Origin of the sequence: Saccharothrix violaceirubra (genome assembly GCF_014203755.1) — a bacterium.
Taxonomy (GTDB): domain Bacteria; phylum Actinomycetota; class Actinomycetes; order Mycobacteriales; family Pseudonocardiaceae; genus Actinosynnema; species Actinosynnema violaceirubrum.
The window spans coordinates 6,951,546-6,965,919 of the sequence record NZ_JACHJS010000001.1 but is presented as its reverse complement, the minus strand read 5'-3'; the positions used below and the strand labels follow the sequence as shown (position 1 = coordinate 6,965,919).

The 14,374-nt window shown below is 70.6% G+C and carries 14 protein-coding genes; 7 read left to right on the top strand and 7 right to left on the bottom strand.

What is annotated here, in order from left to right; genetic code table 11:
* Positions 1 to 2: 2 nt before the first annotated feature.
* Both F4559_RS32265 and F4559_RS32260 read right to left on the bottom strand, forming a co-directional pair.
* Positions 3 to 353: a metallopeptidase family protein gene (locus tag F4559_RS32265; protein WP_184674854.1), complete on the bottom strand. Its 351-nt coding sequence runs from the start codon at positions 351 to 353 to the stop codon at positions 3 to 5.
* 4 nt (positions 354 to 357) lie between these two features.
* Positions 358 to 1,383 (bottom strand): septum formation family protein, encoded by a 1,026-nt coding sequence (locus F4559_RS32260; RefSeq protein WP_184676461.1) that lies wholly within the window; start codon positions 1,381 to 1,383, stop codon positions 358 to 360.
* Positions 1,384 to 1,549: 166 nt separating this feature from the next.
* Between F4559_RS32260 and F4559_RS36645 the strand changes: the two genes are divergently transcribed.
* The 5 genes from F4559_RS36645 to F4559_RS32235 all read left to right on the top strand — a co-directional run bounded on the left by F4559_RS36645 (position 1,550) and on the right by F4559_RS32235 (position 6,635).
* Complete coding sequence (locus tag F4559_RS36645; protein ID WP_312865921.1) at positions 1,550 to 2,314, top strand: hypothetical protein; 765 nt, start codon at positions 1,550 to 1,552, stop codon at positions 2,312 to 2,314.
* A gap of 1 nt (position 2,315) precedes the next feature.
* Complete coding sequence (locus tag F4559_RS32250) at positions 2,316 to 3,479, top strand: glutathionylspermidine synthase family protein (RefSeq protein WP_184674853.1); 1,164 nt, start codon at positions 2,316 to 2,318, stop codon at positions 3,477 to 3,479.
* Between the two features lie 11 nt (positions 3,480 to 3,490).
* Positions 3,491 to 3,943, top strand: a complete 453-nt coding sequence (locus F4559_RS32245; protein ID WP_184674852.1) for a DUF350 domain-containing protein — start codon at positions 3,491 to 3,493, stop codon at positions 3,941 to 3,943.
* A 72-nt stretch (positions 3,944 to 4,015) separates the two neighbouring features.
* Complete coding sequence (serS, locus tag F4559_RS32240; protein ID WP_184674851.1) at positions 4,016 to 5,269, top strand: serine--tRNA ligase; 1,254 nt, start codon at positions 4,016 to 4,018, stop codon at positions 5,267 to 5,269.
* A 103-nt stretch (positions 5,270 to 5,372) separates the two neighbouring features.
* Entirely contained in the window at positions 5,373 to 6,635 is a 1,263-nt protein-coding gene (locus F4559_RS32235) for a hypothetical protein (protein WP_184674850.1), read from the top strand.
* Between the two features lie 31 nt (positions 6,636 to 6,666).
* On the opposite strand, the gene lhgD is transcribed toward F4559_RS32235, so the two are convergent.
* From lhgD to F4559_RS32215, 4 genes are read right to left on the bottom strand one after another with little or no spacing between them, the layout of a single operon-like run.
* A complete protein-coding gene (lhgD, locus tag F4559_RS32230) occupies positions 6,667 to 7,854 on the bottom strand; it encodes an L-2-hydroxyglutarate dehydrogenase (RefSeq protein WP_184674849.1) in 1,188 nt (395 codons plus the stop codon).
* Between the two features lies 1 nt (position 7,855).
* Entirely contained in the window at positions 7,856 to 9,055 is a 1,200-nt protein-coding gene (locus tag F4559_RS32225) for a glycosyltransferase family 4 protein (protein ID WP_184674848.1), read from the bottom strand.
* A gap of 16 nt (positions 9,056 to 9,071) precedes the next feature.
* Complete coding sequence (locus F4559_RS32220) at positions 9,072 to 10,049, bottom strand: Gfo/Idh/MocA family protein (protein WP_184674847.1); 978 nt, start codon at positions 10,047 to 10,049, stop codon at positions 9,072 to 9,074.
* Positions 10,046 to 11,143 carry a DegT/DnrJ/EryC1/StrS family aminotransferase gene (locus F4559_RS32215; RefSeq protein WP_184674846.1) on the bottom strand — a complete coding sequence of 366 codons (1,098 nt, stop codon included), beginning with the start codon at positions 11,141 to 11,143 and terminating at the stop codon, positions 10,046 to 10,048. The genes F4559_RS32220 and F4559_RS32215 overlap by 4 nt, the downstream gene beginning before the upstream one ends.
* A gap of 168 nt (positions 11,144 to 11,311) precedes the next feature.
* Between F4559_RS32215 and F4559_RS32210 the strand changes: the two genes are divergently transcribed.
* Positions 11,312 to 12,013 (top strand): acyl-ACP--UDP-N-acetylglucosamine O-acyltransferase family protein, encoded by a 702-nt coding sequence (locus tag F4559_RS32210; protein ID WP_184674845.1) that lies wholly within the window; start codon positions 11,312 to 11,314, stop codon positions 12,011 to 12,013.
* A 28-nt stretch (positions 12,014 to 12,041) separates the two neighbouring features.
* Positions 12,042 to 12,281, top strand: a complete 240-nt coding sequence (locus F4559_RS32205; RefSeq protein WP_184674844.1) for an acyl carrier protein — start codon at positions 12,042 to 12,044, stop codon at positions 12,279 to 12,281.
* Between the two features lie 43 nt (positions 12,282 to 12,324).
* Here the strand turns inward: F4559_RS32205 and F4559_RS32200 are convergent, their stop codons facing one another.
* Positions 12,325 to 14,313: a N,N-dimethylformamidase beta subunit family domain-containing protein gene (locus F4559_RS32200; protein ID WP_184674843.1), complete on the bottom strand. Its 1,989-nt coding sequence runs from the start codon at positions 14,311 to 14,313 to the stop codon at positions 12,325 to 12,327.
* Positions 14,314 to 14,374 lie beyond the last annotated feature (61 nt).

Here is a 14,374-nt window from a genome sequence, read left to right as displayed (position 1 = left end):
GCTCAGCCCCAGCCGAGTTCGTGCAGGCGTTCGTCGTCGATGCCGAAGTGGTGGGCGATCTCGTGCACCACGGTGATCACGACCTCGTCGACGACCTCGTCCTCGTCCGCGCAGATGTCGAGGATGGCTTCCCGGTAGATCGTCACGCGGTCGGGCAGAACGCCGCCGTAGTCGCTGTTGCGCGAGGTCAGGGCGATGCCGTGGTACAGGCCCAGCAGGCTCGGCTCGTCGGGGTGGCGGTCCTCGACCAGGACGACCACGTTGTCCATCGCGGCGGCGAACTCCGGCGGCAGTTCGTCGAGAGCCTCGCCGACCAGTTCCTCGAAACGCTGCCGGGTCATGTCGACGGGCACGGGGTCAGCCGTCCGCTTCGGTCGTCGTGGTGGTGGGTTGGCTGGTCGTGGTGCGGCCGGACGACGTCGTGGTCGGCGGTGCCGAACCCGTGGCGGACGTGCTCGGGTGCAGGGGAGCGCCGGTCGCCTCGCTCTGCTGGACGGCCGTCGTCTGCGGCGGGTTGGCGGTGGTCGGGGGCGGCGCGTCCGGGTTGCGCACGGAACCCGTCCACGCGACCAGGCCGCCCTCGTCGGGTGCGGCGCCGACCTTGCAGTTCGCCTTGCGCGAGCCCGCCGTCCAGCTTTCGACGGCCCGCGTGTCCCACGTGACGATGCGGCCCTTGGCCTTGAGGTCCGCGCCGCCGGTGTACTCCGTCGCGATCCGGGCGCACTCGGCGGACATGATCTCGTCCTGCTTCTCCGGTTTCGGGAAGTCGCCCTCGGGCAGCGGCACCACGCCGACGATCTCGAACGTGTGCGGTTCGGCGCACGGGACCGGGTCGCCGACCGAGCGCGCGGGCGTGATGCCCAGGCACACGGTCGCGTCGTAGACGTCCGACTGGTCCTGGGCGCGGGCCGAGCCGAACGCGCGCAGGAGCGCGCCGCCGGGGCCCGCGACCTGGAGGCCGCAGCGGACCGTCCGCCCACCCTCCTTCCAGCTCGCCTCGCTGGGGTTGAGCGGGCCGACGGTGTACTTGCCGAACGGGTCGAACTTGCCGGACAGGTAGTCCAGGGAGGCCTTGGCGCAGTGCTTCTCGTTGATCTGCTGCCAGCCGGTCGCGTCGGGCCAGGGCGCGTCCTTCGCGTACTCCGGTCCGAGGTCGACCACGTCGGTCACCTCGAAGAGGTGTTCCTTGGCGCAGTCGACGAGCGTGAGGTCTGAAAGATCTTCACGTTTCCAGTCCAGGCAGTCGCCGGCCTTGGCGGTGAACGCGGGGTTCACCGACGGCGTGGTGGAGTGGGAGGTACCCGCCGCGCCACCACCCAGCGGCAACGACGTGAAAGCGCTGAGCCCGAGCAGTGCGAAGGCGCCCACGAACGCGCCGATCATGACCACCCGGTCACCTCGACGAAACCAACCACCGCGTTCGGACATCTGTTCCATGATGCCTGGACCGGACCGCAAGCCCATCGCACGGGTGCAGTGTGTTGCTTTTGGGACACCCTTCACCCGTTCGGCGGCCGATCTGCCGTACCGTCCCCGCCGGGAGTGGCTGATGACTGAGAAGAACACCGGTAACGACAACTCCGGGAACGCCGTGCCGCCGGAGAGCGGGCCGACGCCGCCCGCGTCCGCCGGCGTGCCCGATCCGACCGGACAGGTCGGTGCGGCCGACGTGCCCGGTTCCGGCGCCGCCGGCCCCTCGGGGCGCAGCGGCCCGGACGACACGCCCACCACGACGAGCCCCGCCGCGCCGCCGCCCTACCGGCCGGCGACCGCCCCGGAGCCGCCCCGCCCCGACGGGCGCGGTCGGGTGCGCAACCAGGAGTCGGGGCGCACCAAGCCCAAGCCGCCCTCCCTGGCCGTGCAGCGCGCCCGTGAACAGGCCGTGCGCGAGGAGCAGGAACGCCAACTCGCCCTCGAAGCCGAGCAGGCCCGCAAGAGGAAGACCCGCAAGCGGCTGCTCATCGGTGGCGGTGTCGCCGTCGGCGTCGTGGGCGTGGTCGCGATCTGGTACGCCGCGTCCAGCCCGGACGACGTCGAGGCGCAGTGCACCAAGGACGACGTGGTCGTCGACGACCAGTACTGCGACCCGTCCTACGCCTCCACCCACGGCGGCTACACCAGCGGCGGCTTCATCTACATCGGCGGCAGCTCCTACCGCTACCACTACGGCGGCACGAGCACGCCCGTCGGCTCGAAGGTCAGCGGCGGCAGCTACACGATCCCCAAGGGCTCGAACGTCACCACGAAGTCCGGCACGGTCGTGCAGCGCGGCGGCTTCGGCGTGTCGGGCGGCAGCAAGAGCGGGGGCAGCTGAGTTGCGCCGTGAGACCTCCGCGCCGCGGCCAGGCTGGCAGCGCACGGTGTCCGACCAAGGGCTCGTGTTCGGGGCGCCGGCCAAGGACGCGGCCGGCAACCCCCGGCCCTACTGGGACGAGTCCGTGCACTACGTGTTCGACATGAGCGACGTCCTGTCGCTCGAAGCCGACGTCGAGCTGCTGCACAGCATGTGCCTGGACGCCGTCGACAACGTCGTCACCACCGAGCGGTACCGGGACTTCGGCCTGCCCGAGTGGCTGTGGCCGGCGATCGCCGAGTCGTGGAAGCGCCGGGACCCACACGTGTACGGCCGCTTCGACCTGCGCTACGACGGTCGCGGCCCGGCCAAGCTGCTGGAGTACAACGCCGACACGCCCACGTCGCTGCTGGAGGCGTCGGTCGTCCAGTGGAACTGGAAGACCGACGTGTTCCCCGACGACGACCAGTGGAACTCGATCCACGAGAAGCTCGTCGAGCGGTGGGCGGAGATCGGCGCCGGGCTGCCGTCGTCCGAGCTGCACTTCACGTGGTCGGGCGCGGACCCGTCCGGCGAGGACCACGTGACCGTGGCCTACCTCCAGGAGACCGCCGCCGAGGCGGGCCTGGACACGGTCGGCCTGGCGATCGAGGAGATCGGCTGGGACCCGCTGATCAAGCGGTTCGTCGACCTCGAAGAGTCGCCGATGGCCACCGTGGTCAAGCTCTACCCCTGGGAGTGGGTCGTCGACGAGCAGTTCGGCCGGTACGCGGTCGAGACGCTGCCCGCCACGCTGTGGGTCGAGCCGCTCTGGAAGATGCTGCTGTCCAACAAGGCGCTGCTGGCCGTGCTGTGGGAGATGTACCCCGGCCACCCCAACCTGCTGCCTTCGTTCCTGGACGATCCGGGCCTGCTCACGGAGTACGTGCGCAAGCCCCGGCTCGGCCGGGAAGGGGCGAACATCCGCATCGTCGCGCCCGGCTACGAGACCGAGACCGGTGGCGTGTACGGCAAGGAGGGGTTCGTCTACCAGCTGTTCGACCCGCTGCCCGAGTTCGACGGCTACCGGCCCGCCCTGGGCGCATGGGTGGTCGGCGACTCGGCGGCCGGGCTCGGCATCCGCGAGACGGTCGGCCTGGTGACCGACGACGGCGCGGCGTTCGTCCCGCATCGGATTGTTGAGTGAATGGAGTTCTCGTGATCACCGAACTCGCGCTGGAGCCGGGCTTCGGCAGCACGATCGGCCAGGGGCTCGGTGCCATCGCCCTGTACGCGATCCTCGGCACGCTGCTGATGGTGTTCGGCTTCTACGCCATCGACTGGACGACGCCCGGGAAGCTGTCGTACCTGGTCCGCACGGGTGCGCCCAACGCCGTCGTGGTGACGGCGGCCGGGCTGGTGAGCATGGCCCTGATCGTGGTGGTCGTGATCTACAACTCCGGCGGGCGACTGGCCGACGGCCTGCTCACGGGCCTGATCTTCGGCCTGGCGGGCATCGTCGTGCAGGTGCTGGCCGTGCGGTTGCTGGAGTGGGTGACCCGGCTGGACATCGGGTCGCTGATCGAGTCGGACAAGTTCGCTCCGGCCAGCGTCGTCGTGGCCGCCGCGCACCTGGCGCTCGGTCTGGTCGTGGCGGTCGCGATCTTCTGACCTGTTCCGACGGTGCCTACGGCTTGCCAACTGGTTGGCAGGCTGTAGGCAGGTCGGACTACCCTTCAGCCCGTGATCGACCTCAAGGTACTTCGCGAGAACCCGGAAGCCGTCCGAGCGTCGCAGCGGGCGCGGGGTGAGGACGAGTCCGTGGTCGACGCGTTGCTGTCCGCCGACGAACGCCGCCGGGCCGCCGTGGCGCGGGCCGACACGTTGCGCGGCGAGCAGAAGAGCTTCGGCAAGCAGGTCGGCAAGGCACGCGGCGAGGAGCGCGAGGCGCTGCTGGCCAAGGGCAAGGAGCTGGCCGCCGAGGTCAAGGCGGCCGAAGCCGAACAGCACGCCGCCGAGGAGGACCTCGACCGCCTGCACCGCGTCGTGCCCAACGTGGTCCACCCGGACGCCCCCGAGGGCGGCGAGGACGACTACGTCGTGGTCAAGCACGTCGGCGAGCCGAGGGCGTTCGACTTCGAGGTCAAGGACCACCTGGACCTGGGCACGCGGCTGGGCGCCATCGACACCGAGCGCGGCGCCAAGGTGTCGGGTTCGCGCTTCTACTTCCTGACCGGCGTCGGCGCCCGCCTGGAGCTGGCCCTGCTGAACCTGGCCGTGGCCCAGGCGACGGCGGCCGGTTTCTCGCTGATGGTGACCCCCACCCTGGTCCGCCCCGAGATCATGGCCGGCACCGGCTTCCTGGGCGAGCACGCGAGCGAGGTCTACCGCCTGCGCGATGACGACCTGTACCTGGTCGGCACGTCCGAGGTGCCGCTGGCGGGCTACCACGCGGACGAGATCCTGGACGGTCCGCGCCGGTACGCGGGCTGGTCGTCGTGCTACCGCCGCGAGGCGGGCTCGTACGGCAAGGACACCCGGGGCATCATCCGCGTGCACCAGTTCAACAAGGTCGAGATGTTCTCCTACGTGCGTCCCGAGGACGCCGAGGCCGAGCACGCCAGGCTGCTGGCGTGGGAGGAGGAGATGCTGGCCAAGGTCGAGGTGCCCTACCGGGTGATCGACACGGCCGCCGGCGACCTGGGCACGTCCGCCGCCCGCAAGTTCGACTGCGAGGCGTGGCTGCCCAGCCAGCAGGCGTACCGGGAACTCACCTCGACGTCGAACTGCACCACGTTCCAGGCCCGCCGCCTGAACATCCGCTACCGCGACGAGGACGGCAAGCCGCGCGTCGTCGCGACCCTGAACGGCACCCTGGCCACGACCCGCTGGCTGGTGGCGATCCTGGAGAACCACCAGAACGCCGACGGTTCGGTCACCGTGCCGGCGGCGTTGCGGCCTTATCTCGGTCTGGACGTCATTCGACCCCAGGGGTAGGTATCAGGCGGCTTCCAGGGGTGTCATCTGGGGTATGACTTTCGAAGCCGCCGTCGGAAGCGTCGACATCACGCCGGTGTTTCCGCCGTTTCCGAGTTTGTGGATGGGTGGGTACGGGTGGTCGCCCCGCGGCAACCACGGTGAGGTGGCGCGTCGATTACGCGCCCACTGCCTGGTGCTGTGGGACGACGACGTGCCGCACGTGCTCCTGCGTGCCGACGTGATCAGCTTTCCCCGGGACGTGCACCGGGCGATCTGGGACGCGGTCGTCGAGGAGGGACTGGTCGAGTCGGACCGGTTCCTGCTGGCCGGCAGCCACACGCACTCCGGGGCCTGTCTGGGCGACACCCGCCCGGACCCGCGGATACTGATGGGCTTGAACGACGCCGACGTGGACGCGGTCGACGGGTCGACGGGGATCGTCGTCGACCGGCTGGTCCAGCTCGTGCGCGACACCGCCGACCAGGAGCGCACCGAGGTGGTGCTGGGCTTCGGCGTGGGCAGCGCGGAGATCGGGTTCAACCGGGTCGGCCTGTCGACGGTGCTGTCCGACGTGCCCGTGCTCCTGGTGCGGGACCTGGACGACGATCCGTTCGCGGTGCTGTTCGGCGCGGCCTGCCACCCGGTGTCCCGGGGCAACGACAGCGTGTTCGACAGCGACTACCCGGGCGCGGCGGCCGAGGCGATCGAGGACGAACTCGGCGTGCCGGCCCTGTTCTTCCTGGGCGCGGCCGGCGACCAGGACCCGGACGGGTCGCTCGGCCCGCCCCTGGTGGAGGAGATCGGCGACGCCGTCGCCTCGGCCGTGCTCGACGTGGTCGGCGACTCGACGAGCCCGGTGACCGGGCCGATCCGCGTCGTGTCGGCCGAGGTGCGATTACCGCTGTCGGTGGACCTGTCCGACCCGCGCGTCGCGGCGAGGTTGCGCGGGCGGTACGAGGACCGGCTGGCCGACCCCGCCGTCGAGGTCCGGCGGCACGCGGAGGCGATCATCGGCCTGGCGGACGACGACGACCTGCCGACGTTCGCGCCCATGCCGATCCAGGTGTGGCGGTTCGACGGCCTGGCGATCGCCGCGTTGTCGCACGAGGTGCTGTCGTCGTACGACGTGACGTTGCACGAACGTTTTCCCGAGCCGCTCTGGGTGCTGGCCTACAGCGGCGAGGTGGAGTGCTACGTGCCCGACGAGGAATGCCTGGCCCAGGGCGGCTACGAAGCCGGTTGGACGGACGACAACACGATCGCCGGCGAGGGCTCGGCGACGATGCCCTACCGGTGGCCCGTCCCGTTCGAGGAGGGCATCGAGAGCACGATCGTGGACACGACCCTGACGCTGCTGGACGTCCTGGCCGCCCGGCGACCGTGAGAGCGGGGGCGTCCGACGCCCCCGCTCGCGGTCACCTCAGGTGGGTGACGGCCAGGTCCGCCACGTGCTTGGCGATCTCCAGCGCGCCGGTCGCGCCCGGACTCGGCGCGTTGAGCACGTGCACCTGTCCCGGTGCCTGGTCGATCAGGAAGTCGTCGACCAGCGCGCCGCTGGGCAGCATCGCCTGTGCCCGCACGCCGGACTCGGCGCGCACCAGGTCGTGCTCGCCGACCGCGGGCACGAGCCGGGCGAGGCTCGCGGCGAAACGACGTCGGCTGAAGGAGCGGAGCACTTCCTCGACACCCGTGCGGGCGAAGCGCTTGGCCAGCCGCCACGTGCCGGGGAACCGGGCCACGTCCGCCAGGTGCGCCGGCGACACGTCGCGCCACCGGTACCCCTCGCGGGACAGGGCCAGGACCGCGTTCGGGCCGGCGTGCACCGAGCCGTCGAGCATGCGGGTCAGGTGCACGCCCAGGAACGGCAGGTCGGGGTCGGGCACCGGGTAGATCAGACCGCGTACCAGGTAGCGGCGGTCCTCGCGCAGTTCGTAGTACTCGCCGCGGAAGGGCACGATCCGCGCCGACGGCGACAGCCCGGCCAGCCGGGCGATCGCGTCGGCGTGCAGCCCGGCGCAGTTGACGAGCACGTCACCGCGTACGACGCCCTGCGGCGTGGCCACTTCGACGCCGCCCTGCGCGCCCGGCCTGATGCCCAGTGCCGGCGACGACAGCCGCAGGTCCTGGCCGTCCAGCGAGCGTACGAGTGCCGCGCACACGGCCGGGTAGTCGATGATCGCGGTGGAGGTCACGTGCAGCGCCTCGACCGCGGACACCTCGGGCTCGAACTCGCGGGCCTCGGTGGCGGACACGCGCCGCGCGGGCACGCCGTTGGCCTCGGCCCGTTCCGCGAGGACCGCCAGCCGGGGCAGTTCCTCGTTCGCGGTGGCCACGACGAGCTTGCCGCACACGTCCACCGGTACGTCGTTGTCCCGGGCGAACGCGATCATGGACGCGTTGCCCGCCACGGACATCCGGGCCTTCAGCGAACCGGGCTTGTAGTAGAGCCCGGCGTGCACGACGTTGGAGTTGTGGCCCGTCTGGTGCGCGGCCCAGCCGGTCTCCTTCTCCAGCACCACCACGTCGTTGCCCCGGGACACCAGTTCCCGGGCGGCGGCGAGACCGATGATCCCGCCGCCGACCACGACGACCCGCGAGGCCACGTCAGCCCTTGCCCGAGATGGACTTGAGGATGTCCAGGTTGGCCTCGCAGATCTTGGGCATGTCGAAGTTCTCGAACACCCACTGCCGACCGGCTTCGCCGACCTTCTCCGCGAGCGACGGGTCGTCGATCAGGGAGTTGATCGCGTCCGCCAGGCCCTGGTGGTCGCCGGGCTTGGTGAGCAGCGACTCGGTCCCGTTGGTCATCGCCACGCCGGGGAAGTAGTCCGCGCGCTCGGCCATCACCGTGGGCGTGCCGGCGGCCATGGCCTCCAACGACGCGATGCCGATGCCGAAGCCCTGGAGGTCGTGGACCTCCATGTCGGCGGCGGCGAGCAGGCCCGGGATCTCGGGCTTGGGCAGGGTGCCGGTGCAGATGAGCGCGTGGTCGACGCCCAGTTCCTTGGCCCGGTCGAGGAAGGCGGTGAAGTACAGGCCGCCGATGACCATGACCTTGGTGTCCGGGTGCGCGGCCAGGACCTTCGGCAGCGCCTCGACCAGGTTCAGCCGGTCGCGGACCGGGATCACGTGGCCGAGCGAGGCGATCAGCGGACCGTCGCCGAGGTTGTACTCCTTGCGCACCCGGACGCGCTCCTCGGCGCGCACCAGGTTGCGGAAGCGGTCCAGCTCGACGCCGACGGCCAGCTTCTCGATCCGCGCGTCCGGGATCTTGTACCGCTTCTTGATGTACTCGTCGAAGATCGTGTCGATCGCGATGACCTTGGTCGGCCTGTTGTACGACGTGATGGGCCGCACGACGAGCGCGTCGAGCACCCGGAACACCCCGTGCACCAGCTTGACCGGGCTCTGCAACCGGGTGTGCAGCGTGAGCAGCGTGGGCACCTTGTTCTTGCGTGCCCACAACCCGCTCTGCCACGTGAGGTCGAAGAACTGGCCGTGCTGGTGGATCGCGTCCGGCTTGAACTCGTCGAGCAGGCGGAAGACGCGCTTGCGGTTGCCCCACTTCAACGCGAACGTGATGTCGAAGTTGAAGGAGATGCGCGTCTCCGGCAGCGTCCACGACGGCAGCCGCACGATGCGGATGCCGTCGCGTTCCTCGACGGGGTGGGCACCGCCGTACGCAGCGGTGATCACCAGGACCTCGTGCCCGGCCGCCGCGTAATGCCGCGCCAGCGTGTCCGACACATAAGCGCTGCCGCCCATCCGGGGCGGGAAGAAGTTGTTGACGATCGCGATGCGCACGCGAAATTCCCCTCGTCTAGCTCGCGTTGCCCGCCGACACGGTGGCCTCGTGCACGACGCGGTGCGCGGGCAGGATAGCCGTCCGCTCGGCGAGCACCTCGTCCGAGCCCGCGCCCAGTTCCAGCAGGTTCAGGAAGTGGTTGAGCTGAGCGGCCAGGGGCTCGGCGGACTGGAGGATCGTGGGCAGCTCGATGACCGTCTGCTGCTTGTAGCCCACGCCGTCCGCGGCCGGCGAGTCGGCCACGTGCCGGTAGATCGTGATGTCGCGGCGCAGCAGGTCGATCTCGATCAGCCGGTCCAGTTCCAGCACGGAGATCTGCCGGATCTTGCGCTGGCTGATCCGGGACGCGGAGATGGTCGCGAGCGCGCCCTTCTCGAACGACATGGTGGCGTCCGCGGAGTCCTCGGACCGGTTCTCGACCGACTGCTCGTTGAAGTAGCCGAACGAGCCCTTGATCGCCTTCGGCGTGTCGCCGATGAACCGGATCGCCAGGTCGACGTCGTGGATGAGCAGGTCGCCCGCGACACCGGTCTTGATCCGCGGCACGAACGGCGAGTGCCGCATCGCGTTGATCTGCACCACGTCGCCGACGAACTGGCGCGCGGTGAGGATCGCCGGGTTGAACCGCTCCAGGAACCCGCAGACCAGGGGCAGGCCGCGCGCCTGCGACTCGCGGACCAGCTCCTCGGACTGGGCGTAGGTGGCCGCGAGCGGCTTCTCCACCAGCAGCGGCTTGCCCAGGGCGAGCACCTGCTTGGCGATGTCGTAGTGCGCCTCGGTGGCCGCGGCGATCACGACCGCGTCGATGCCCGCGAGGTCGTCGATCGAGGGCGAGTACGCGGCGTCGTAGCGGTCGGCGATCTCCTTGCCGACCTCCTCGCGCTGCTCGACCAGCAGGGCGAAGTCGACGCGGTCGGACTGCGACAGCACGCGGGCGTGCAGCGAGCCCATCATGCCCGCGCCGATGAGGGCGACCTTGGGACGTGCGCTCACGCGGAGAACACCTCCCGGACGGCGGCGACGATCCGCTCCAGCTCGGCCTCGGTCAGCTTCGGGTGCACCGGCAGCGACAGCGCCTGCTCGGCCACCTTCGCGGCGACCGGCACGTCCGAGGCCACGACCTGCGGGTTGTCCCGGTAGCAGTCGTAGTCGAAGACCAGCTTCGGGTAGTAGATCCCGTTGCCGATGCCCTTCTCGGTGAGCTTGGCGGACAGCTCCTCGCGGGTCACCGGCGCGTCGTCGCCGACCAGCACGGTGTACTGGTGCCACACGTGCGTGCGGCCGGGCAGCACGGTCGGCACGGTCAGGCCGGGCAGCTCGGACAGGCCCTTGGTCAACGCCTCGGCGTTGCGCTGCCGCGCCTCGGTCAGCTCCGCGAGCTTCTCGAGCTGCGGGATGCCCACCGCCGCGTGCAGGTCGGTGAGCCGGTAGTTGTGGCCGGCCATCTCGTACTGGTAGCGCGCCCGCATCCCCTGGTTGCGCATGACACGCAGCTTGTCCGCCAGCGCGTCGTCGGACGTGGTGATCACGCCGCCTTCGGCCGTCGTGACGTTCTTCGTCGCGTAGAGCGAGAAGCACCCGGTGCCGAAGCTGCCGGCGGGCCTGCCCTCGAACGTCGCGCCGACGGCCTGGGCCGCGTCTTCGACGATCGCGAGGCCGTGGCGCTCCGCGAGCGGGACGAGCTTGCCCATGTCCGCGGTCTGCCCGTACAGGTGCACCGGCATGAGGACCTTGGTCCGGTCGGTGACCTGTGCGGACACCGCGTCGGCGTCGATGCAGAAGTCGTCGGCCCGGATGTCGGCGAACCGCGCCGTGGCGCCCGCTTCCAGGATCGCGTTCAACGTCGCGACGAAGGTGAAGGGTGAGGTGATCACCTCGTCGCCCGGCTTGAGATCGAGTGCCTGGATGGACGCGACGAGGGCGGTCGTGCCGTTGTTCACGGCGACCGCGTGCGGAACGCCCGCGATGGCGGCGAAGGCGTCCTCGAACCGCTTGACCATCGGGCCCTGGGCGATGACGCCGGACCGCAGCACCTCGAGAACGAGTGCTTCGGCGTCCTTCACGTCTACGACGGTGATGGGGATCATGCAGCAGACTTTCGCTTTCGGGGACGGTGGGATGCGTCCGGTACAGTGACTGGTCGGTCCCGCCCTGACGCGCGGGCCACACGTTACCCGCCGTCCGCCCCCGAGCCTCTGGGCGGTGTCCGTGCGGGAACGCACCGACGCAGACCGACCGCAGCAGGAACGGACCACGTGGCCAACCGCATTCACCCCACCGCGATCATCGGCGACGGTGTGGAACTGGGCGACGACAACGTCATCGGGCCGTACTCGGTGATCGTCGGGCCGTGCCGCATCGGCAACGGCAACTGGATCGGCCCGCACGTCACCATCGGCACGCCGGCCGAGGACCGCGGCGGCCCGCACCCGGTCGCCTGGGAGGGCGAGCTGGAGGGGCACGGCGTCGTCGTCGGCGACCGCAACAAGATCCGCGAGTACGTCACCGTGCACCAGGGCACGCACCGGCCGAGCGCGGTCGGTGACGACTGCTACCTGCTGGTGCGCAGCCACGTCGGTCACGACGTGACGCTCGGCGACAACGTGGTGCTGGCCTGCTCGGCGCAGTTGGGCGGGCACACCGAGGTGTGGTCGCACACCAACATCGGCATGAGCACGGTCGTGCACCAGCACGGCCGGATCGGTCCGGGCGCGATGGTCGGCATGGGCTCGGCCGTGCGCAAGGAGGTCGACGCGTTCACCGTGACCGTCGGCAACCCGGCCCGCGCGACGGGGCTCAACGTCGTCGGGCTGAGCCGTCGGGGCTGCGACGAGCAGACCATCGCGGCGCTGGAACCCTTCCTCAAGGGCAAGGGCGACCTGCCCGCGGACGGCCTCCCCGAGGAGCTGTCCACCCTCCTGAAGGCGTGGGCCGACCGCGCCCCGCTCAACCACTGACCCCGCGAACACCGGAGATCGAAGTCACATGGCGCTGTCCGATCGGCTGCGTGCCGTCTTCGTCGAGTCCCTCGGTCTGTCCGACGACGTCGACGTCGAGAACCTGAAGTACCGCGACATCGACGAGTGGGACTCGGTCGGCCACATGGCGCTCGTCGCGGCCATCGAGGACGAGTTCGACGTGGAGTTCGAGACCGACCAGGTCATCGACATGAGCAGCTTCAAGGTGGCCGTCGACCAGCTGCGCGGTCTCGGCGCCGAGGACTGACGCGACCCGGGGCGCCCGGAAACTCCGGGCGCCCCGGTCCCGCCTACGCGAGCGCGGCGTCGATCGCGTTGCGCACCAACGCGGTGAGGGCCGTGTCCCGGTCGAGCGAGCCGACGAAGGACAGCGAGCCGACGCTGAACGCCCACCCGCCGCCCGTCCGGCGGTACTGCACGATCTCCGCGCCGCCGGGTTGCGGCGACCGCGCGATGACCTGGAGCCCCGGCAGGTTCGCCGGCGACGCGTCCATCTCCCACCCCGCCGCGGCGAAGTTGTAGCCGTCCGCGCCGACCGTCGACCCGACGGACAGCCCCGTGCCGGTCAGGAACGGGTGGGCGGACACGATCTTGTAGGGCTCGAACGTCAGGTACGACTCGTCGGTGAACGCGGTGCCGACCAGTTCCCACGCCGGTTTGCCCAGCGCCGCCCAGGGCGTGCGCGCTCCGGCCGCGTCGCGGTGCACGATCACGGCGTCGTCGGTGGTGGACACCGGTTCGTAGATCACGTTGCCGCCCAACGACACGACCCGGCCGCCCCGGTCCAGGTACCGGCCCAGCGCGTCGCGCATGCCCGCGCTCCAGTACTCGGGGTGCGTGCACAGCACGACCGCGCGGTACCGGTCGAACAACGCCGGGTCGTGGTGCAGGTCCAGGTCCTGGTAGCAGTCGTGGGCGTACCCGTTGCGCTTGAGCCAGCGCAGCAGCAGGAGATCGCTGAACCAGCGCGCGTCCACGCGTCCGGGTGGGCGCAGCACGGCGTTGTCGGCCGGGCGGCGCGTGGTGACGTAGCGGTGTGTCGGAACGTTGTCCCAGGTGTACTGGCTGTGTCCGCCCCACGAGTTGTACGCGTTGTGCGTGAGCGTCGGGATCAGCACCGCCAGCCGTGCGGCGGGTGTGGTGGGCCGGACGACGAACGGGATCGTCCGCGTCAGGCCGGACGGACCGGAGAGCACGACCGTGTACAGACCGCTGGGCCACGACGTGCCCACCGGGACGGTGACGCTGTCCGCCCACCCGCAGCCCGACCGCCGGTAGCCCGGCGGGAGGAGTTGCAACCGGCCCCGGGTCGTGACCGGACCCCACACCGTCGTGCCGCCTTCGGGCAGCGGGCCTTCGACGCGGCGCACGGACGCCTGGAACGAGTCGAAAGTGGACGAGACCTTCACGCCGAGCGAGGCGCCCGACCGCACCGACCACGATGTCGCGTAACCCTGGAGGTTGGCCGTGCGGCAGGTGGTCCAGCCGACGCCGCAGCGCCGCCCGGTGCCGCCGTTGGCCCAGTTCGGTCCGCCGGCCGGGTCGAGCCAGTTCACGAGGCGGTACCAGTTCAGCTCGTGGTCCGGTCCCGGCTCGCTCGACCGGTCGATGAGCACCGAGTACAGCGAGCCGCCCTGCGCGCTGATCTCGCGCTGGTCGTCGGTCGTCCACCCCGAGCCGACCCTGATCGGCACGCCGCCGTTGGCCCAGTTCCCGCCGCCGAGGTGGCGGAACCAGTCGAGGCCGCCGCCCTGCCGCACGGCGTAGACGACGCCCTGTTGGTCGGCGAGGTACTGGAGGTAGAGCCGCACGTCGTCCTTGATCGGCAGCGGCTCGCCGCCGCCTGCCCACGCGTTCGGCCCGGAACTGCCGTTGCCGGCGGTGTAGCGGAACCAGAACAGGCGGCCGTCGCCGTCGACGGCGTAGAGGACGCCGTCCCAGCCGCCGAAGACGGTCGGGTAGCCGCCGAGACCGGTCTTGATCACGGCACCGGAGTTCGGCGCCCACCTCCCGGCCACCGCGTCGTAGCGGTGCCAGTGCACCGCGCCGTCGCCGGTGATGCCGAACAACTGGCCGTCGGCCGCGCCGAGCACGGTGTCGTAGACGTGCCACCCGGTGCCGATCGCGACGCCGACGCCGTTGTTCTCCCAGTCGAACGTGCCGACCTGCCACCCGCTGTGCCGGAAGCGGAGCAGCCGTCCGTCGGCCTGGACGCTGTAGAAGACCCCGTTGCCACCGGGGACCATGCGTAATTGGGACTGTTCGGAATCGATCGCCATAAAAACGCCCCCTGACGCCCACTGGCTGTCGGTCCTTGTGTCGGCGATCACTCGTCCGGTG

Excerpts from the sequence above, each read along its gene's own strand:
- F4559_RS32215 (WP_184674846.1), bottom strand. The coding sequence starts at position 11,143 with ATGATCCCCATCACCGTCGTAGACGTGAAGGACGCCGAAGCACTCGTT.
- F4559_RS36645 (WP_312865921.1), top strand. The coding sequence starts at position 1,550 with ATGACTGAGAAGAACACCGGTAACGACAACTCCGGGAACGCCGTGCCG.
- F4559_RS32200 (WP_184674843.1), bottom strand. The coding sequence starts at position 14,313 with ATGGCGATCGATTCCGAACAGTCCCAATTACGCATGGTCCCCGGTGGC.
- F4559_RS32205 (WP_184674844.1), top strand. The coding sequence starts at position 12,042 with ATGGCGCTGTCCGATCGGCTGCGTGCCGTCTTCGTCGAGTCCCTCGGT.
- F4559_RS32235 (WP_184674850.1), top strand. The coding sequence starts at position 5,373 with ATGGGTGGGTACGGGTGGTCGCCCCGCGGCAACCACGGTGAGGTGGCG.
- F4559_RS32260 (WP_184676461.1), bottom strand. The coding sequence starts at position 1,383 with ATGATCGGCGCGTTCGTGGGCGCCTTCGCACTGCTCGGGCTCAGCGCT.